Raw genomic sequence first — 20,116 nt, 5'->3', positions numbered from 1 at the left:
TATACCGTTCGCCGAGAAGATAAAAAACCGCAGTTCACGCCTTGATAAACGTAGGTAAAGTGTTTAGCAGTTTATCGGCCGTATGCAAACGAAAGGAATCAGGCAGATGGCAATCAAGGTGTTCGCTGACGGTGCAAACCTCGAGGGCATGCTCGACATGTACGAGAACGGCAACGTTCAGGGTTTCACGACCAACCCGTCCCTTATGAAGAAGGGTGGCGTGACGGATTACCGCGCGTTTGCCAAGGAGGTTCTGGCCCACATCACCGATGTGTCCGTCTCGTTTGAGGTCTTTGCCGATGACGTCGAGACCATGGAGGTCGAGGCGCGCGAGATTGCTACCTGGGCCGAGAACGTCTACGTCAAGATCCCGTGTGTGACCACCAAGGGCGAGTCCACCGCCGAGCTGGTGCGCAAGCTTTCGACCGACGGCATCAAGGTCAACGTTACCACCATCTTTACGCCTAAGCAGGTTGACGAGATGATCGATGCCGTTGATGCCGAAACGCCGTCCATCATTTCGCTCTTTGCCGGCCGTATTGCCGATACCGGCGTCGATCCCATTCCGTTTATGACGGAGTCAGTCAAGAAGGCCGCTGCCAAGCCCAACTGTGAGGTCCTGTGGGCGTCCACGCGCGAGCTTATCAACATTTACCAGGCCGAGGCCTGCGGTTGCCAGATCATCACGGTGCCCAACAGCATCCTGGCCAAGCGCAAGAACATCGGCCGTGACCCGTACGAGGTCTCGCTCGATACCGTACGCGGTTTTGCCAAGGATATCGCCGCTTTGGGTTTCCATATTCTGCCCTAAGCAAGGGTACCCCCTGCGGCGACGTGCAAAATCGCGAGTTTTCAGCATGGTAAAGACTTTTACCAGCTGGTTGAAGCGCGGAACGGCCCCCGTTTTGGCCCTAAAACGCCAAAACGGGGGCCGTTTTTGCTTTTATGGCCCTCTGAAGCGCCGCGGGGCTATCGGGAGATGCTGAATACTCGCAATTTTGCACGCCGCGAAGAGGGGGACGTCCGCTTTGGCGGCTATTTGCCCTGCACCATGGTAAGCGAGATCTTCTTGCGGTCGCGATCGACCTTTTCGACCCACACCTTGACCGTGTCGCCGACGCGCACCACGTCGCTGGGGTGCTTGACGAAGCGGTTGGCCAGCTTGGAGATATGCACGAGGCCGTCCTGGTGCACACCCACGTCGACGAAGGCGCCAAAGTCCACGACGTTGCGCACTGTGCCCTTGAGCTCCATGCCGGGTTCCAGGTCGTCGATGGAAAGTGCTGAGCGGCTAAAGACCACCTCGGGCGCGTCGTCGCGCGGGTCTCGGCCGGGCTTCTTGAGCTCGTTGACGATGTCGATGAGCGTGAGGGTGCCGCAGTCCAGGTCGCTTGCCAGCGCCGAGATGCTGCCGATGCGTCGCTCGATGTCGGGCACGCCGCCGCGGCTGAGCTCGCTTGCCGCCACACCCGCACGCTCCAGGACGGCCGTGGCCACCTCGTAGCTTTCGGGGTGGACGCTCGTCGCATCGAGCGGGTTCTTACCGCCGCTGATGCGCAGGAAGCCCGCGGCGTTGAGATATGCCTTGGGTCCCAGCTTGGGGACCTTCTTGAGCTGGCGGCGATCGGTAAAGGCGCCGTTCTCTTCGCGGTAGGCCACGATGTTTTTGGCTACGCTCGGCGTGATGCCCGATACGTATCCCAGCAGGCTCGCACTTGCGGTGTTTACGTCGACGCCCACGCGGTTGACGACGTCCTCTACCACATGTCCCAGGGTGCGCGAAAGCTCGGCCTGGTCAAGGTCGTGCTGGTACTGGCCAACGCCGATGGATTGGGGCGGAATCTTGACGAGCTCTGCCAACGGGTCTTGCAGGCGGCGGCCCAGGCTCATGGCGCCACGCACGGTGACGTCCAGGTCGGGATATTCCTGACTGGCGAGCTCGGAGGCGGAGTACACCGATGCGCCGGCCTCGTTGACGATGGTGTATCGCAGTCCAGGCGCCTGCTCGGCGATGAACTCCGAGACGACTTCTTCGGTCTCGCGGCTGGCGGTGCCGTTGCCGATGACAATGGTGTTGACGCCGTCCTTCTTGACGAGGCGGGCGAGCTCGCGCTTGGTGCCGGCGACGTCGTGGCGCGGCTTGGTGGGGTAGACCACGCCGTGGTCGAGTAGCTTGCCGGTCTCGTCCATGACGGCGACCTTGCAGCCGGTACGGTAGCCCGGATCGAGTGCGAGCACACGGGCGCCGCGCACGGGGCGTGCCGAGAGCAGGCCCTCGAGATTCTTGGCAAAGACGTTGATGGCCTCGGTCTGCGCGCGGACGGTGAGCTTGGCGCGGGCCTCGCGCTCCAGTGAGGGGGCCATGAGGCGCTTGTAACCGTCGGCGATGGCGGCATCAAAGACGGGTGCGAACACGCCCTGGCGTCGGGGCCAACGGCTGCCGAGGCGTGCCGTGGCGGCAGTGCCGTCGACGTTCACGCGCACGCGGAGTTTGCCCTCGCGCTCACCGCGGTCGATAGCCAGCACGCGGTGGTTGGGTATACGGCGCAGCGGCTCGTCATAGCTGTAGTACGGCTCGTAGGGAGTCTTCTCGGTGGGGTCGGTGGCCTCGACGACGATGTCGGCGGTGTCCTGCGTAAAGGCGCGCAGGTCGGCGACGTTCTCGGGGTCCTCGGCCACCGTCTCGGCCACGATGTCCGCCGCGCCGGCAAGCGCCTTTTCGGGCGTGTCGAAGCCGGCCTCCTCGTTGACGTATGCCGCGGCGGCGTCGAGTGCGCTGCCCTTGGCCGAGGCCTGCATGATGATCATGTTGGCGAGCGGCTCAAGGCCTGCCTCGCGGGCCTTCTGCGCGCGAGTCATGCGCTTTTTGCGGTAGGGCTTGTAGAGGTCCTCGACGCGCTGGAGCTGCGTGGCCTCGCGAATCTGCTGCTCGAGTTTGGGCGTGAGTTTGCCCTGGGCGTCGATGAGCAGGATGACGTCCTCTTTACGCTGCTCAAGATTGCGCAGGTAGGACAGGCGCTCGTCGAGTGCGCGCAGGGCGACGTCGTCCATGCCGCCCGTGGCTTCCTTGCGGTAGCGCGAAATAAAGGGGATGGTGTTGCCCTCGTCGATGAGCTTGACGGCTGCCTCGATGTTGGCGGCCTTAAGGTTGAGCTCGTGGGCAAGCTGGGCGATAAGATCCATGGGACTCCTTGCGTTTAAGGTGCGTTTGCAGCACAGGGCTACCAAGGATACCACCCGACGTTCTGCCAAAGCAGTCTTTTTGGGACGGGGCTTTTTTAGCTACGGGACTGCGGACGGGAGACGGTGGAGTCCCTCTTTACAAAACGAGGCCCTGGCCAAACGGCCAGGGCCTCACCACTTCTCTTCAGGCTGCGATAAAAGACCGTGTGCGCAGGCGCTCCCCGAGGGAGACGGGGGTGTTTGCTCCGCGCGCAGTTTCGCAGCGAAGCGAGAATGTTTGAGCACGGAGTAAACACCCCGTCTCCCTCGGGGAGCTCCGTTGGGAGCGTAGGGGATGTTTTGAGCTACTCCAGCTCAAACGCTCCGGTATAGAGCTGGTAGTAATATCCGCGCTTGGCGATCAGCTCGTCGTGGTTGCCACGCTCGATGATGCGGCCGTGATCCAGGCAGATGATTGCGTCGGCGTTGCGCACGGTGGACAGGCGGTGCGCGATGACAAACGTCGTGCGGCCCTCCATGAGCTTATCCATGCCCGCTTGCACGATGGCCTCGGTGCGGGTATCGATGCTCGACGTGGCCTCGTCCAGAATCATTGCCGGCGGATCGGCGACGGCAGCGCGTGCGATCGAAATCAGCTGTCGCTGGCCCTGCGACAGCTGCGCGCCGTTGCCGGTGAGCATGGTGTCGTAACCGTCGGGCAGGCGGGTGATAAAGTCGTCGGCGCCCGCGAGCTTGGCCGCCGCGATGCACCCCTCGTCGGTAGCGTCCAGGTTGCCGTAGCGGATGTTGTCCATCACAGTGCCGGTGAACAGGTTCACGTCCTGCAGCACCACGCCCAGCGAGCGGCGCAGATCTGCCTTGCGGATCTTGTTGACGTTGATGCCGTCGTAGCGGATCTTGCCGTCGGCGATGTCATAGAAGCGGTTGATGAGGTTGGTGATGGTCGTCTTGCCGGCACCGGTGGCACCGACAAACGCGACCTTCTGGCCCGGCTTGGCAAACACGGACACGCCGTGCAGCACCTCGTGGTCGGGCGTGTAGCCAAAGTCGACGTTGTCCATGACCAGGTCGCCGCGCAGCGGTACGTACTCGATCTCGCCGGTTGCACGGTGCGGATGTTTCCACGCCCACATGCCAGTGTGGTGGTCGGCCTCCTCGAGCTGCCAGGTATCGGGGTTCACCTGCGCGTTGACGAGCGTTACATAGCCTTCGTCGGCCTCGGGCTTCTCGTCGATGAGCTCAAAGATACGGTCGGCGCCGGCGAGACCCATGACCACGGCGTTGATCTGCTGCGAGATCTGACCGATCTGTCCGCAGAACTGCTTGGTCATGTTGAGGAACGGCACTACGACGGCGATGGACAGCGTCATGCCCGAGATGCTCAGGTTGGGCACGCCCAGCGCCAGGAAAATGCCGCCCGCCAGCGCGACCAGCACGTAGAGCAGGTTGCCCAGGTTCATAAGGATGGGCATGAGGATGTTGGCGTACATGTTGGCCTTTTGCGATACCTCGAAGAGCTTTTCGTTGCGCTCGTCAAAATCGGCCTCGGCGGCAGACTCGTGGCAGAATGCCTTTACGACCTTCTGGCCGTTCATGACTTCCTCGATATGGCCCTCGACCACGCCGAGCTCGGTCTGCTGCGCAATAAAGAAGCGCGCGGAGTTGGAGCCGAGCAGCTTGGTCATAAAGGTCATAAAGGCGACGCCGGCAATAATCACCAGACACATCCACACGCTGTAGTACAGCATGATAAAGAACACCGTGACGATGACGATGGTCGTCATGAGCAGGTTGGGCAGCGACTGGCTGATCATCTGGCGCAGCGTGTCGATGTCGTTGGTGTAGTGGCTCATGATGTCGCCGCGCTGGTGCGTGTCGAAGTATCGGATCGGCAGGTCCTGCATGCGGTTGAACATCTTCTCGCGCAGCTTTTCCAACGAGCCCTGCGTGATGATGGCCATGGCGCGGTTCCAGAACAGCGAGGACAGGATGCCGACGCCGTAGATGCAGGCGAGGGTGGTCACGAGCTGTGCGATCTTGGGCTGTGCGGCTTCCCAATCGCCCGACTGCCACGATTCGCTAATAATCTGCAGGGCGCTCTGAAGGAAGGTCGCGCCGATGGAGTTGATGACGGCGCAGAGCACCACGCCGGCGACGACGAGGGGCAAAAGCACGGGGTAGAAGCCAAAGAGCGTCTTGATGAGGCGCGACATGGTGCCGCTCTTGCGGTTGAGCGCGCGCTCGGCGGTGGTTGCCTTACTCATGTGCCTCGCCTCCTTCCTGGTTCTGGGCTTGCGTTGCGGATGCCTCGGTGTCGGCCTCGACGGCCCCTTCGCCCTCGGCAGACATCTTGTTTTGCGAGGTAAAGGTCTCGCGGTAGATCTCGCTCGTCTTGAGCAGCTCGTCATGGTTGCCGATCTGAGCGATACGGCCGCCCTCCATGACGATGATGCGGTCTGCGTCCTGCACGGAGCTGATGCGCTGGGCGATGATGAGCTTGGTCGTGTTGGGCAGATAGCTTGCCAGCCCTGCGCGGATCTTGGCATCGGTCTTGGTGTCGACGGCGCTGGTGGAGTCGTCCAGGATCAAGATCTTGGGGCGACGCAGCAGGGCGCGCGCAATGCACAGGCGCTGCTTCTGGCCGCCGGAAACATTGGAGCCGCCCTGCTCGATCCAGGTGTCGTAGCCCTTGGGGAAGCCGTCGACAAACTCATCGGCGCAGGCCAGATGTGCCGCCTCGCGGACTTCCTCGTCGGTGGCGTTCGGGTCGCCCCAGCGCAGATTCTCGGCGATGGTGCCGCTAAACAGCACGTTTTTCTGCAGCACCATGGCTACCTGGTGGCGCAGGGCGTCCAAGTCGTAGTCGCGCACATCCACGCCGCCCACGCGCACGGTGCCCTCGGTGGCGTCGTACAGGCGGGCGATGAGGTTTACAAGCGTGGACTTGGCCGAGCCGGTGCCGCCGATGATGCCGATGGTCTCGCCGCTCGTAATGTGCAGGTCGATATCGTCGAGCGCCTGGCGCTTCGCATGCGCAGAATACTTAAAGCTCACGTGGTCAAAGTCGATGGAGCCGTCGGCAACCTCGAGCACGGGTTCGGCGGGATTGGCGATCGTGGGCTCGGCGGCCAGCACCTCGGTAATGCGGTGCGCCGATTCGTCGGCCATAGTTACCATGACAAAGATCATCGACAGCTGCATCAGGCTCATAAGGATCTGGAAGCCATAGGTAAAGATCGAGGAGAGCTGGCCCACGTCGAACAGCGTGCCCTGGCTCGTGATGATGAGCTTGGAGCCCAGGTAGATGATGACGACAAATGCGCCGTTGACGCAGATGTTCATCATGGGGTTGTTAAAGGCGAGCAGCTTCTCGGCGCGGGTGAAGTCCATCTGGACGTCGCGTGCGGCGGTCGCGAACTTCTCCTTCTCAAAGTCTTCGCGCACATAGCTCTTGACCACGCGCATGCCGGTGACGTTTTCCTCGACGGACTCGTTAAGGGCGTCATACTTGTGGAACACACGCGAGAAGATGGGGCGCACCTTAAAGATGATAAAGAACAGCCCAAAGCCCAGCAGCGGAATGATAACCAGGTAGACCATGGCAACGCTGCCGCCCATGATAAACGCCATGGTAAAGGCGAAGATCAATACCAGCGGCGCGCGCACGGCGATACGGATGATCATCATAAAGGCCTGCTGCACGTTGTTGATATCGGTGGTCAGGCGCGTGACGAGCGAGGAGGTCGAGAACTCATCGATGTTGGCAAAGCTGAACGTCTGGATCTTGTAGAACAGGTCGTGACGCAGGTTCTTGGCGAACCCGCAGCTTGCATGGCTGCAGGTGACGCCGGCAGCGGCGCCAAAGGCAAGCGACGTCAGCGCGATGAGCACCAAAAAGCCTGTGGTGGGAAGCATTTCGGCTACGGTGGCGCCGTCTTTGATGGCGTCGATCAGGTTGGCGGTGATAAATGGAATCAGCATCTCGCAGAGCACCTCGCCAAGCACGAGCAACGGCGTGGCAACGGTGACTTTCATATAGTCGCGGATGCTGCCCATGAGGGTTTTAATCATCCAGTTCCTCCCAGGTTTTGCGGATTTTATCGAGCATTTCGGCGAGTTGCTCGCGCTCGTCGTGGGTGAGCGCGCTAAAGGCCCGTTCTCTAAAGCGGATGCGGGCCGCCTGGTCGATGCGGGCGTTTTCCCGGCCGATTTCGGTCAGTCGAATGGTGAGTTGCCGTCGATCCTTGGGGTTACGGCTGCGCTCGATGAGGCCGTTGAGCTCGAGCTTGGACAGGATCTCGGAAAGCGACCCCGGCTTGAGGCCGAAGTGCATGCCGAGTTCCTGCTGCGACATCTCGCCGCCGGGCTGCTTGGCCAGTAGGCAGATGATGGGCGCCTTGCCGGACACGCCTCCGCCATGAAAATGCATGTAATGGCCGCAAAAGCCCAGGTTATTGAGGATGCGCTTGGCAAGCTTGTCTTCCGAGCTAACCGCTTCGGATACATCCGCCGGCTGTGACGGGTCGCCGCCGGGCTCGTGCGAACAATGGCTAAGAGGTTCATCGCACATGAATGAGTGCTGCTCCTTTCTTTAGTTAGGTAGTGGAATTGTTTTGTGCCTAACCAATTTAGGAGCGTGAGAAATCAAAGTCAAGGTACCAAACTAGTGGTTACGCGGTTTTACCAAACCGCGTAACGGCTCGACGCTGCAAACCCGCCAGAGCGGCAATCTGCCTTTCAACTTCGGCGGCATGACCAGAAGGTCAATGCCGCCTCGTTTCAAGGCACCTTGCTCACTCTGGCGGGTTTTCGCTGACTTCGCCAAAACATCGGCGTTGCCCTTGTTGGGATAGTCGTTGGGGACGTTCTTGTTTGACTAGTCGTTTAAGAACGTCCCCAACGACTAACTTAAAAACTATGCCGGATTACGGGGCTGAATGACGGATTGCCGACCATGCCGAAATTGGTAAAAAGAAAACCGCAGGTAGAAGGTTCGCTATGATTTGAAAATAAGGGGTGTGGTTGGCTCATTCAGGTTCAGCCCCGTAATCCGGCATAGTTTTGAAATGGCACTGAATAAGTGGCGGCAAATGAGCCGCAATGAAGCAAGCTAGCCCCTCGTTTCCAAAACCTTTCCGCAACAATGTGGCCTCCACGGCGCCGGCGCCCGCCTGCCGTGCTCCCTGCGCTACACTTAGTTGCACTGTGGCGCCGTTGCGCCGCGCCCGATCCAAGGGGGACACTCATGAAGAACACTCAGCTGTTGCTAATCAACGATATGTGCGGCTACGGCAAGGTCGCGCTTTCCGCCATGCTGCCGGTGCTGTCGCACATGGGTTACCATATCCACAATCTGCCGACGGCACTTGTGTCCGATACGCTCAACTATCCCAAGTTCTACATCCACGACACCACGGAGTACGTGCGTCAGAGTCTTGCCATCTGGGAAGAACTCGGATTTGAGTTCGACGCCATCTCGACCGGCTTTATCGTGACCGAGGAAGAGACGCGCATCATCTCGGACTTTTGCCACCGCCGTGCGCAAAAGGGCACCAAGGTGTTCGTCGATCCCATCATGGGCGACAACGGCAAGCTCTATGCGGGCGTGCCCGAGTCCACGATTGGCCTTATGCGGCACCTGCTGGAGTGCGCAGACTACGCGGTGCCCAACTATACCGAGGCGTGCCTGCTTGCCGATAGGCCTATTGCCGAGCAAATTACGCCCGAAGAGGCCCGCGCCCTTGTGGACGCCGTGCGCGAGCTGGGTGCCAAGTCGGTGGTCATTACGAGCACCGTGGTCAATGGCACGAACGCGGTTATCGGTTACGACCATGTAGCGGGGGAGTACTTTACGATTCCCTTTGAGCTCATTCCGGTCTATTTCCCGGGCACGGGCGATACGTTCTCGGCAGTGCTCGTCGGCCGCGTTATGGCAGGTTGGAGTCTGCAGCGCGCGACGTCCGATGCCATGCGTGTGGTGGCCGAGCTTATCGAGCGTAATGCCGACCAAGAGGACAAGTCGGCCGGTCTTCCCATCGAGGCCTGCCTGGATGTGATTGACCATGAGTAATGCTGGCGAGGGCGGCATCAGGCCTGCGGGCGAGAACAAGCCACTCGGCGCGCCGCGTGGCAAGCGTCCGCGTATCCGCGTGAGCTGCGTGGACCAGTTGGGGACGTGCCGCTGCCACCATGGTCACAAGCCGGGCGACGTCTTCGACTTCGACCGCGATCGCGGCAAGATGTGCGCCATGGCCTGTCACGTTGGCTTTCCCTATATCGACATTCTGCGCTATGGCGGAACTGTGCCCGGCAACGAGCCCGGCACGGCAAAGTTCTGCTGCCCCGAGGTCGATACGCTGAACGTCTGGCTTGCCGAGATCGTCGACGAGTAGTTGAGCGCAATGTGACAAAGGGACAGTCCATTTGCCACGTTCGCCGGTGGTGCCCCGTCTTTTTTGCTTATAATCTCAAATCTCTGCATTTCATCCGATTTTAGGTTCTAAAAATTCTGCGTTTCATCGATAATCAATCGTATAAAACTTTGCATTTCATTTGATGACACTGAGGGGGGAGCCTATGCTGCGCAGGAAAATAGCGGCAGAGCTGGAGCGTTGGCTGAAGTCTTCCGAGCAAAAGGCCTTGTTCATTACGGGTTCTCGCCAGATTGGCAAAAGCTATTCGATTCGCGCATTTGGCAAAGCCAACCATGCAACCTACATCGAGCTTAACCTCATGGAAAACCGCCAGGCAAAAGATGCTCTTCTCGAGGCGCGGGATGCCGATGATTTCATCAGCAGGGTGACGCTTCTTTCGGGAAAGTCGATTGCGCCAGGCAAAACACTCGTGTTTATCGATGAGGTCCAAGAGGCCCCCGACATCATGACGATGGCAAAGTTCCTTGTTGAGGACGGGAGGTGCCGTTGGGCGTTTTCGGGGTCAATGCTCGGGACTCAGTTCAAGGGCGTCAGGTCCTATCCCGTGGGGTATGTCCACGAGCTTAGGATGTTCCCGCTCGATTTTGAGGAGTTTTGCTGGGCAATCGGGGTGAGCGAGGGGGCTCGCCAAACGATACGTGACGCGTGTATCAGCGAGAGGCCCATTCCTGATTACATTCATGACGCGATGATGGCAAACTTCAGGACCTATGCCGTTGTCGGCGGAATGCCGGAGGTCGTGCAGCGTTTCCTTGACACGCAGGGCGACCTTGCCTCTGTTCGTCAGCTACAGTCAGAGCTCAACGAACAGTACCGGCGGGATATCTCCAAGTATGCAAGCGGGCGAGCCCTTCAGGTGCAGAGCATCTACGATCAGCTCCCTATTATGCTCGAGGGGGAAAACAAGCGCTTCGTGCTCAATTCCATTGACCCCAAGGCTCACTACGAGAAGTATCAGCGAGATTTTGTATGGCTTGTCGATGCCGGCGTTGCTCTCAAAGCCGATATCGTAACCGAGCCAAAATCGCCCCTGTTCAAGACGGCACGGCCATCGCAGTTCAAGCTATATCAATCGGATACGGGCATGTTGATGGCGCGCTACCCCGTTGGAGTCGCCCAAGCGGCGTATCTTGATAGCAAGGAGCCCAATCTGGGCGGCATTTACGAAAACGTGGTGGCCCAGCAGCTGGCTGCCCAAAATCGCCAGCTTTACTACTATCAGACAAAAAAGCGCGGTGAGGTGGACTTTGTGGTCGATGGACCGGATGGGACGGCTGTTCCGATCGAGGTTAAATCGGGCTCCTATTACCACGCGCACGCAGCGCTCGGTCATGTGCTTGATACGGCTGAATATGGCGTAAGGCTCGGGATTGTTTTCTCGAGAGGCAACGTTGAGCGCAACGGAGCAGTTCTCTATTTGCCGCTATATGCGACCTGGGCCCTTTCGGATGTTTTGGGCGACTCCTGCGCCGAGGGGATAAAGCTGGAGGTCAAGCCGGTCTAGGGCTAGTCCCTTTGTCACATTCATGAGCGTGGGTTTTCTCCCGTTTAGAGCGCACTTGAACGCTCAAAGTGGGAGAAAACCCACGCTCATTTTTCATGTGGAAGATTATCCGCGCTTGTTTCGCGCCGAAGGCGTGGCCCGCGACCTCGCTTGCCTACAGCCGCTCGAGCATGGCCGTGCAGCCGGCGAGCACGTCGCGGTACGTGGCATCGAAATTGCCGGTGTACCAGGGATCGGCCACGTCGCCGGGGCGCTCGGTCCAATCGAGCAAGCGCGTAATCTTGCCGTCGGGGTCGTCGCCAAAGATGCGACGCAGGCCACGCGCGTTCTCGTCGTCCATATAGACAATGTGGTCCCAGTCGCCATATTCCGCGCGACGCACCTGGCGTGCGCGGTGGGCGACGACGGGAATCCCGACTTCGCGCAGCTTGGCAACGGTGCCGTGGTGTGGCGGGTTGCCAAGCTCCTCGGTCGAGGTCGCTGCGGAATCGATGACAAACTCCGCCTCGCGCCCAGCGCGGTGCACCAGCTCGGTAAACACCGACTCGGCCATCGTCGAGCGGCAGATGTTCCCATGGCAGACAAACATGATTTTTATCATTCTATGAAACCTCTCATATATCAGGATATCCGCAGGTAAACGGCATATTGTTGATTCCTCGATTAAATACAGAGTATCAAATCAATTCATAAATGAGCGGGTTTTTTCCGCCGTCAACGTCGTAAGAATCGTCGTAAACAGAGACATTTTACGATTTCCTACGCCGCCCCGGATTCATAACCGAGCATGTCCGCCTTCACGTCCTCGAAACCGAGGTGGGTATACGTATTGAACGTCACCTCTATGTCGGAATGGCCCATAATATATTTCAGTTTCGCGGGATTCATGCCCTTACGTGCCATCTTCGAGCAGAAGGTATGGCGGCAGACATGGGGCGTGATCTTCGGAAGCTCCTCCTTATAGATGCGGTTGTGCTTCGTCACCGCGTACTGAAAATACTTCTGCCAATGCAGGGCGACGCGGGGCATCTCGTTCTTATCGAGAAATAGGAAGCCGCTTACCCCGTCGACCACGGGTTCGCACGCAGGGCGCGGGCGATTCGCGAGAACACGCTTGAAGCTCGCGGAGACGGCGTTCGTCATGGGAACGTAGCGGACACCGCTCTCCGTCTTAGGACGCTCAATGTAATAGCGCATGTCGCTGGATCGCTGGAGCTGCTTGTTCACCCGTATGCTGCCCTCTTTGAAATCGAGATCATCCACCGTGAGGCCGCAGAACTCGGAAATGCGGAGCCCGGTGTTCAAGAGGATGAAGAAGGCGTCGCAATAGCGCTGGTAGTGCTTGTCGTTCGCCACGAAATCAAGGAACCTGCGCTCCTGCTTGGGGGTAAGGGCCTCGCGTGCGACCATGTCGTTCACCAACACGGTGGCAAGCTCGAAGTTGAAGGGGTTCCGGCGGATGAGGTCGTTCTCCTCCGCCATCTGAAACGCGGGCCTCAAGACCCCGCGTATTGTGTGAATGGAGCTGTAGCGCTTCCCGTGGACGTTTTGGAGGTCGATGAGCCATTTCTTGGCCTCGAAAGACGTGACGTCGCCAATACGGCGCGAGCCGAACTCGTCCTTTGCAAGGTAGTTGAGTACAGTCTTGTAGCCAGCGCGGGTGGTTTGCTTGACCGCGGTTTTCGTCTCGGTGTAGCGCAATGCGAGATCGTAGACCGTCATGTCGTCCGGCGCGACGTTATCGAACAGGTCGCGCTGTATTCCCTTCTCAAGATCCCGCAAGCAGGGGCCGGTCTTCTTCCCTTTCGGTGTAAGGTCGCGAGTTGTCAAGGTCCACGAGTAGACGCAGCGCGTCCGCCCCTTTACGTCGACGTACTTGTAGCAGTAGCGCCCGTCTTTCCTCTGCGTCTCCCCACGTCGGAGGAGGCGGCCTTTGCTGTCCTTTCTGATAGCCACTTTTCGGCTCCTTTCGGTGTTGAAAAGAGCCCCGATGCGATAGTCCGATTCTATCGCACGGGGCCAGAATTGTTAGTCTGCCGAGTCGGCACTGGTTCCGAGGATCGACTCGTAAACCTTCGTGGGGTCAGCGGAGGAATCGTCGCCGCGTGCGAATCTCGAATACGGGTTCGGGCGGGTGTAATCGGGCATGGGCAAATACCAGCCGTTTCCCGCATACTGGCAGAGGCATATCTCTCGCTGCTGCATCTCGATCACCGCGGCGAGGCGTCTCTCCAGCTGATCGAAGCCGTCGGTATCGGCGTTGTTGCCCTGTTCATGGAAGAACTCGTAAGGGCTATAGGGGGACGTGATGACGATGAGATCCGCCGCCACGGGTTTGTCCGAGTAGCGGGACGGTGCCATTACCTCGTGCCCTATGGCGAAGGGGTCCGTGAGGCGGAGCAGGTCGGCGTAGGGGATGGATTTGGGGCGGAGCTCGTCGAGGATGACGGAGTGCTCGCCCGCATAGCCTTGAAAAATGTCGCGGGTAGATCCCGATACGAAGCAGCGACCTCCCTTGCGACGCGCGTACTGCTCGGCAAGGGTCGACTTGCCGGTCCCCGCGGGGCCGAAAATCCACACCGTCTGGACCCTGCGGCCCTCCTCGACCATCTTCGCGCGCCATTCGACGGCCTGGACCTGCAAGCGTCGTGCGTAAACGTCTTCGACCTGGCGCTTCGCACGGGCGTATTCGGAGCCGGAAAGCTGCGAGACCAGCGCTTCCTTGTCGATCCGCCCTTCAAGGAGGTCGTCGAGCAGAATCTTGATGTTACTGTGCGATCGCGCCCGGGTCACGCGGGATTCGATGGAGGCGAGCAGGGCGGGATAATCGAAGTTGGCGCGAACGAGGCCCGGGTCGTACTGGTGCTTCGATCTCGCGCCGTCGGTCTTATGGCATAGATACGAGAAGCCGTTCTCGACCCCGGCCTTCCACGCCTCGATGCGCTCGGGCTTGTCGCCAAGCGCCTTCGCGATGCTTCGGACGGAGCGCGGGTTCGCGAACTCCATCATCACATGCAGATGCGCGGCGGTAGGTCGGCCTGCGTCGGTCTGGTCGCAGTCGTGCACGATCCCCGCATAGCGCTTCGGCGAAAGGGCCGCGATCTTGCCATACATGTCATCGACGGAAGCCGGCAGATGGGAGAGCTGCTGCTCGTACATCATCGCACGAGTCTTAATAGGTGAAGAGCCACTCATGGTTCCACTCCCTTTCTCAAATACGAGGCTTTTTGCCTGTTTTCTGGAACGCGCACCCAGGTGCGCCTTGGGATAACAAGCCCCCCCAAGGCGCATGTCTAGGCGAAATTTCAAAAAATGGAACAATGCGGTGGTGCCCGCCTTTGCTGCGCTCGGCGGGCACCACGTTAGTTACTTGATGAAGTACAGGTCGAGAAGACGCCCAAGCTCGCGGTACACGCGGAACCTCATCACGGGAAAATGCACGAAGCTGATACGGTCGTGCACGCCGTCCGTGCTGCTGAACCATGCATCGCCCGGACCGTAAGTGCGGGGAGCCGCGAGGTCGGCCAGCCTGTCCGCGTCCCATATGAGGCGCGCCTCGGGCAGGGTCGGGCGAAACAGTATGCGGGTGCTGCAAGCGGACCGCACCATCGACGGAAGCCCGCCCTCCTCGACCGACGCCTCCGCGATCGAGATGATGGCGTAGCACCCGGCGCTCGCGCCCATCGTCACGATGCGCTTGACAAGCCCGTCGAACGTGGCGAGGCAGTAATCGGGGTCCTCCTTGCTGGCGCGCTTGGGGAACATGGTGCGCAGCGCCACGTATTCGTCCAGGAAGAGCACAGAGACATGGAATCCCGCATCCCACCAGTGAACCGCGTCCCCTGTTTCGGCAGAGCGGTCGTTGAGGACGCTCTGCCGCTTCTTGATGCTATCGGCGAAAAGGGCGAGCGCCTCGAGAATCGCATGGGCGTCCCCATCCGGCCCCAAGGAAACGACATGCGGCAGGCGGGAAAGCTCGGCCTGCTTCGGGTCGATGATGAGCACTTGAGAACCGTATTCGTCCGGCCCGGAAAGGAGGGCCTGGATCAGCAGGGCGATGACGCCCGTCGTCTTCCCGCTTCGGGTCTTTCCGGCCACCAGCATGGAGCCGGAGGTGCGAAGGTCTATATTGGTGCCGTCCTGGACCCGAAGCTCGTAGGCGCTTGGAGGCGACATCTCTTCGACGCTGCTCGCCTCAATCTCATGGTGAAGCGTCACATCCTGGACGAAGAACGTCACGTGGTTGCTCGCCACGTCGGCTTCCGTGAGAACGACCGCATAGCGCGAGAACCGACCGCAAAGTCGTGCGCTGATGCACTCAGCGAGCTTCGCCACCTCGTCAACGGTAGAAGACAGGGTGGAGATTGAGATCTCGAATCTCCCCGCCTCCGTTTCCTTGCATACCACGCGAGGAACAACCTCCCCATCGCGAAGATGCAAGGGGTTACCGAATCGCGGATCGAATATCCCGGCACGCACGCGCGTGCAAAGCTTCTTCGAAGCGGGCAGCTTGGAGTTGATCGCAATCCCAGCTATTACGGTAATGCCCCCGATAGCGCCAAGCGCAATTGCAGCGGCGACGTAGTTCCCATGAGCCATCAGAACGTCTGATGATTCAGCGGCGATGGGCGCGAACCATTCAATGATCAGGTGTCCGATACCGAGCAAGCAACCGGCAATCAATAACAGTACGGCCCCCAGCACGAAAAGCTTCGTGCCGAGGGCCGCATACAGAATAGCCGGTGCGTTAATGCTGTAACGCACGGCTTCTCACCTAGCCCTTCTTGGCAATGACGGTGAGACCGCTTGCCGTTACGGAGAGAAGATTGTGATAGTCTCCGTAGACCTTGGCAACTACCCCGGTGGGCATCACGTACTGATCGACCGGAATGTCGATATCATCCGAAACCTTGATGGCGAGCTTCTCGAAACGATTGCTCACAATCTCGCCCTCGGCGTGTCGATACTCCGTGTTATCTACAGCGATCACCACTTCGATCTTCGTGCCGCGGTGCTCCTTGGTGGCGTAGTCGACCCACTCGCCGCCGCCCGTGCAGAGAAAACGCTTGTCCTTCGCGAAGGCGGCCCAGTCAAAGGACATAAACTGATTGAGCTTCTTCATACTAGAAAACCCCTCTCAAATCTAAAAGCGCCCGCTGTCGCTCGCCTGGTCGTCGTGTACCGCAAGAAAAAAGCCCATGGCATCATTCAGAATCGCGGAGGCCTCTCCCAGAGAAGCCTTCGTGTTCGAATCGATCTCGCTGCGGCACACCGCCCCCTGAATCTTCACGTCGGCCTTCGCCATCTGGCGATACATAATGCGCGCAACCATCGTCTCGGCCTTCAGCGCACGATTAGCGATGCGCTCGCCATAAGTAGAGACGCGTTCGGCGGGCTTGCCTTCGCTAAACGTGGGCGGGGTCCCCATGGGCTCAATCGCATGGGCCTGGGTCTCATTCGCGTGCGAAGTAGAAACGATCTTCATTTGATCCTCCTTTTCCAGAGTCTGCTTAACGTAATGGGCAATTCGTCAATCGCCACCAGGAAATCCTGTGATTGCATCATTGCATAAGCGTTTGACCTGCGATTATTCTGTCGGGCTCGATATAATCGGCGTCTCCGCCGTGTGTCTAGAAGTTCGCGAGAATGAGAATCTTCCCGAACCATAAAACCAACACATTATCCAGTCCGACAGTGCAGACGTAATAAGGGGGCATACGAAAGTTCAACTGCAGGGACAAAGACTGAGAAAGAAGTCGTTGACCATGCAATAAAATGGTCAGAAATGAATTATTCATAGGACACAGGAAGCATAATGAACCGACAGAAGATTGTTGAAACGATTGGCACGGAATACCATCGCGCAAACATAGAGGAAGATGAGTGGAGCTACGCAAAGGATGCCGGCTCTTTGGCAAGCCTCACCGAAAAACTGGGCGGTGTAAAGCCGGCGCATTATAAGCTCGATCGAAGATTTACCGACGTAGATGATACGGGATCGTATGCGGTTTTAGTTGAAACCAAGCAAAGCTTTACTGATGCTGATGCGTCGCAGTTAGCTACATATGTTGAGGAAGAATATGCTCTTCATCGAGGCACTAAAGTCATCGCGATTCTGGCTAACACTACTGATGATCGCATCCGTGTCTGGAAGTCTGAAATTAATGAAGAGCATCTATTGCCTGATGAAACAGTTCTCGATTGCATGGCTCACTACAAGCGCCTATTCTCCGTCGACCAGCAAAACGACAGAGAGTCGGTCATGCGCAATACTTTCCTATTAAATGAGCTTTTACATCGTAAGGATATCGACGAACGAAATCGCAGCCAATTCGTCGGCACTTGCCTCCTTTACGTCAAAGATGAAGTCACAAAGTATTGTCATGGCGGTAGAGTCACATCTGAAACTTGCAATCGTCTTAATGCCCGATGGAAACAATTCTCACCAAAGCAAATACGCGAAGGAATCAGTGAGGTTCTCGAAAGTCTACTGGATGGTTCCAAGAACAAGGAAAAGAAGGTAAAGCTTCTAAACAGAGATGTTCTTGGCGATCAGAAGGTCCGTGCGCTTTCAACCGATGAATGGGTGGACGTACTCTCCTTTATCCTTATGAAGATATATCGGTTCATTGATTCTGACTCTTCCGAAGGACAGGATATTCTCAATCTTTTCTTTATTACTTTCAACAAATATGTTGGAAAAGCTGATAAGAATCAGGCGTTTACACCAGATCACATAACAAATTTCATGGTAAGGCTTACGGACATTACCTTCAAAGATATCGTTCTGGACGAATGCTGCGGGTCGGGATCGTTCCTTGTTCAAGCAATGGTGCATGAGCTGGCAGATGCAAGACGAGGACATACCGACGCTGAATTTCAGCAGTTGGCTGAAGAGATTAAGCAGCATCATATTTTCGGCATCGAGTCAGAGGAAAAGGCGTACGGCCTATCGACTACGAACATGCTTATCCATAGCGATGGCAATAGCAACGTAGAGTTCGGCTCCTGTTTCGATAAGCGAGCTTTTATTAAAGCCGCCAGACCGACAGTCATTCTGATGAATCCACCCTATAATGCCAAGCCAAAAACTATTCCTGACTTTTACAAGAAGGATTGGACGAAAAAGGAAAAGGATGGTAAGTCTGATCCGACAAAAGGAATGGTTTTTGTCAAGTATCTTTCCGATATAGCAAAGTCGGAGGATTGGGATGGAGTGCGTTTAGCGGTGCTTCTTCCAATGGCAGCTGCCATTGGAACTGGGACGCGTCTGGCGCAAATGAAAGCAGACCTTTTGGAGAACAATACGCTGGAGGCGGTATTCTCGCTTCCAGCAGAAATATTCTACCCGGGAGCTTCGGTTCAGGTATGTTGCATGTTGTTCACGCTAAACCGATCCCATTTTGAGATCGACGGCAGAACTCCGCGCAAGAAAACCTTTTTCGGATATTACAAAGATGACGGCTTTATCAAAAAGAAGAACTTGGGCAGAGTCGAGCAATTTGACGAGGACGGGCACAGCATTTGGAAAGCTATAGAAAAGCGCTGGATTGACCTCTTCCGAAATAAAACAGTTGAAGCGGGATATTCCGCCATGCAGGCGGTGTGCTCTACAGACGAATGGCTTGCCGAAGCATATATGGAGACAGATTATTCGAAATTAACAGATGCGGACTTTCAGCGCACAATCAACAATTACCTCGCTTACCTCGTAACGGAAGGTAATGTCTATGAAGATTGATACCGGAGCCTGGAAGGCATATAGGCTGGGTGATCTTTTCAATATAAAAAAGGGCAAACGCTTGACTTCGGAAGATCAGACAGATGGGTCAACGATTTATGTTGGAGCAATTGACTCAAACAATGGCGTTGCCAACCATATCGGCCAAAATCCTATTCATGAAGGCAATACGATCTCGTTGAGCTATAACGGGTCAATCGGTGAAGCGTTTTATCAACCCGAACCATATTGGGCTACAGATGACGTTAACGTTTTATACCTTAAGAAAGACCAGGGAGTACTAACTCCGGAAACAGCACTATTCATATGCACGGTTCTGCGTCTTGAACAATATAGATATTCCTATGGGCGTAAGTGGACTAAAGACGTAATGGAGGACACTGTTATTCGCCTGCCGGAAGATGGCGATGGAAAGCCAGATTGGAAGTGGATGGAGGGATATATTCACTCGCTCCACTGGAAACCCATCACCACAAAATGCGGACAAGCGAAATCGCTTCCACTTAAGGACATGCGATGGGGCGACTTCAAAGTAAAAGATTTATTCGATGTCAAATACGGCATCAATATGGAACTCAATGCCTGTGAAGAGACCTCCATGGAAGATCCGGAGGGAATAGCATTTGTTGCTAGAACGGCAGAAAACAATGGGGTAAGCGCATATGTAAAACCAGTCCCAGGAAAAAGGCCGCAAGAACCCGGCACAATTACTGTAGCAGGGGGAGGAAGCGTCTTATCGACATTCTTGCAGAACCGCCCATTCTACAGCGGACGCGATCTCTACCTGCTCATACCAAAAGACAAAATAGGAACAGCCGCAAAGCTTTTTGTCATAACGGCGCTTAAAGCAGAAAAATATCGCTTCAACTACGGAAGGCAAGCAAATAAGACTCTTCCTGATCTCAATCTCCATCTACCAATTACGCCGAACGGCAATCCTGACTGGGACCTAATGGAGCGCTATATAAAATCGCTTTCGTACGGCGACCGAATTGGCTAAACGAAATAGCTTTAACACCGAGGTACCATTTCGCCTTACGGTCGGAAAAACGGTTTTCGCATCGAGGCTCAAAAGTCGTAAACCGTTATATCGCGATAGGCGTTCCGTTCATTTACAAGGATTTACAAGGCGGTTTACCCTTACTGTCAGATGTTGCCGTGACCCGAAGATATTTTCTATTGTGCCATGTCCTTGCTCACGAAGCATTATCTTAGTTATAAGCAGGTCAACTAAGAACCGTAAAAGAGAGTGCT

General features: G+C 57.1%; 16 protein-coding genes. 6 read left to right on the top strand and 10 right to left on the bottom strand.

The window, feature by feature from the left end:
• Nucleotides 1–106 precede the first annotated feature (106 nt).
• A complete protein-coding gene (locus ACTQZF_RS07330) occupies nt 107–811 on the top strand; it encodes a transaldolase (protein ID WP_441554951.1) in 705 nt (234 codons plus the stop codon).
• A 224-nt stretch (nt 812–1,035) separates the two neighbouring features.
• On the opposite strand, the gene ACTQZF_RS07325 is transcribed toward ACTQZF_RS07330, so the two are convergent.
• The 4 genes from ACTQZF_RS07325 to ACTQZF_RS07310 all read right to left on the bottom strand — a co-directional run bounded on the left by ACTQZF_RS07325 (nt 1,036) and on the right by ACTQZF_RS07310 (nt 7,753).
• Complete coding sequence (locus ACTQZF_RS07325) at nt 1,036–3,183, bottom strand: Tex family protein (protein ID WP_441554950.1); 2,148 nt, start codon at nt 3,181–3,183, stop codon at nt 1,036–1,038.
• Between the two features lie 344 nt (nt 3,184–3,527).
• Entirely contained in the window at nt 3,528–5,447 is a 1,920-nt protein-coding gene (locus tag ACTQZF_RS07320) for an ABC transporter ATP-binding protein (protein WP_441554949.1), read from the bottom strand.
• Complete coding sequence (locus ACTQZF_RS07315) at nt 5,440–7,254, bottom strand: ABC transporter ATP-binding protein (protein ID WP_441554948.1); 1,815 nt, start codon at nt 7,252–7,254, stop codon at nt 5,440–5,442. Before ACTQZF_RS07315 ends, ACTQZF_RS07320 begins: the two co-directional genes overlap by 8 nt.
• Nucleotides 7,247–7,753: a MarR family winged helix-turn-helix transcriptional regulator gene (locus ACTQZF_RS07310; RefSeq protein ID WP_441554947.1), complete on the bottom strand. Its 507-nt coding sequence runs from the start codon at nt 7,751–7,753 to the stop codon at nt 7,247–7,249. The genes ACTQZF_RS07315 and ACTQZF_RS07310 overlap by 8 nt, the downstream gene beginning before the upstream one ends.
• A 675-nt stretch (nt 7,754–8,428) precedes the next feature.
• On the opposite strand from ACTQZF_RS07310, the gene ACTQZF_RS07305 reads away from it, so the two are divergent.
• The 3 genes from ACTQZF_RS07305 (at nt 8,429) to ACTQZF_RS07295 (ending at nt 11,121) form a co-directional block, all read left to right on the top strand.
• A complete protein-coding gene (locus ACTQZF_RS07305) occupies nt 8,429–9,253 on the top strand; it encodes a PfkB family carbohydrate kinase (protein ID WP_441554946.1) in 825 nt (274 codons plus the stop codon).
• Entirely contained in the window at nt 9,246–9,575 is a 330-nt protein-coding gene (locus ACTQZF_RS07300) for a TIGR04076 family protein (RefSeq protein ID WP_427747806.1), read from the top strand. The genes ACTQZF_RS07305 and ACTQZF_RS07300 overlap by 8 nt, the downstream gene beginning before the upstream one ends.
• Before the next feature lie 184 nt (nt 9,576–9,759).
• The gene (locus ACTQZF_RS07295; protein WP_441554945.1) at nt 9,760–11,121 is read left to right on the top strand and encodes an ATP-binding protein; all 1,362 of its coding nucleotides are present in this window, start codon (nt 9,760–9,762) and stop codon (nt 11,119–11,121) included.
• 154 nt (nt 11,122–11,275) lie between these two features.
• On the opposite strand, the gene ACTQZF_RS07290 is transcribed toward ACTQZF_RS07295, so the two are convergent.
• The 6 genes from ACTQZF_RS07290 to ACTQZF_RS07265 form a co-directional block, all read right to left on the bottom strand.
• Complete coding sequence (locus tag ACTQZF_RS07290; RefSeq protein WP_441554944.1) at nt 11,276–11,722, bottom strand: low molecular weight protein-tyrosine-phosphatase; 447 nt, start codon at nt 11,720–11,722, stop codon at nt 11,276–11,278.
• Nucleotides 11,723–11,880: 158 nt separating this feature from the next.
• The gene (locus tag ACTQZF_RS07285) at nt 11,881–13,077 is read right to left on the bottom strand and encodes a tyrosine-type recombinase/integrase (RefSeq protein WP_441554943.1); all 1,197 of its coding nucleotides are present in this window, start codon (nt 13,075–13,077) and stop codon (nt 11,881–11,883) included.
• Between the two features lie 72 nt (nt 13,078–13,149).
• Complete coding sequence (locus tag ACTQZF_RS07280) at nt 13,150–14,283, bottom strand: Rep family protein (RefSeq protein WP_441554942.1); 1,134 nt, start codon at nt 14,281–14,283, stop codon at nt 13,150–13,152.
• A 204-nt stretch (nt 14,284–14,487) separates the two neighbouring features.
• Complete coding sequence (locus tag ACTQZF_RS07275) at nt 14,488–15,885, bottom strand: FtsK/SpoIIIE domain-containing protein (RefSeq protein ID WP_441554941.1); 1,398 nt, start codon at nt 15,883–15,885, stop codon at nt 14,488–14,490.
• A gap of 10 nt (nt 15,886–15,895) precedes the next feature.
• Nucleotides 15,896–16,243, bottom strand: a complete 348-nt coding sequence (locus tag ACTQZF_RS07270; RefSeq protein ID WP_441554940.1) for a hypothetical protein — start codon at nt 16,241–16,243, stop codon at nt 15,896–15,898.
• A gap of 21 nt (nt 16,244–16,264) precedes the next feature.
• Nucleotides 16,265–16,606, bottom strand: coding sequence for a hypothetical protein (locus tag ACTQZF_RS07265; protein WP_441554939.1), 342 nt, complete (start codon nt 16,604–16,606; stop codon nt 16,265–16,267).
• Between the two features lie 330 nt (nt 16,607–16,936).
• On the opposite strand from ACTQZF_RS07265, the gene ACTQZF_RS07260 reads away from it, so the two are divergent.
• Both ACTQZF_RS07260 and ACTQZF_RS07255 read left to right on the top strand, forming a co-directional pair.
• Nucleotides 16,937–18,862, top strand: a complete 1,926-nt coding sequence (locus tag ACTQZF_RS07260; RefSeq protein ID WP_441554938.1) for an HsdM family class I SAM-dependent methyltransferase — start codon at nt 16,937–16,939, stop codon at nt 18,860–18,862.
• Nucleotides 18,852–19,862 (top strand): restriction endonuclease subunit S, encoded by a 1,011-nt coding sequence (locus ACTQZF_RS07255; RefSeq protein WP_441554937.1) that lies wholly within the window; start codon nt 18,852–18,854, stop codon nt 19,860–19,862. Before ACTQZF_RS07260 ends, ACTQZF_RS07255 begins: the two co-directional genes overlap by 11 nt.
• The last annotated feature ends 254 nt before the right edge of the window (nt 19,863–20,116 follow it).

Origin of the sequence: Collinsella sp. LCP19S3_H3, assembly GCF_052119145.1 — a bacterium.
Taxonomy (GTDB): domain Bacteria; phylum Actinomycetota; class Coriobacteriia; order Coriobacteriales; family Coriobacteriaceae; genus Collinsella.
This window is presented reverse-complemented; position numbering and strand designations above follow the sequence as displayed.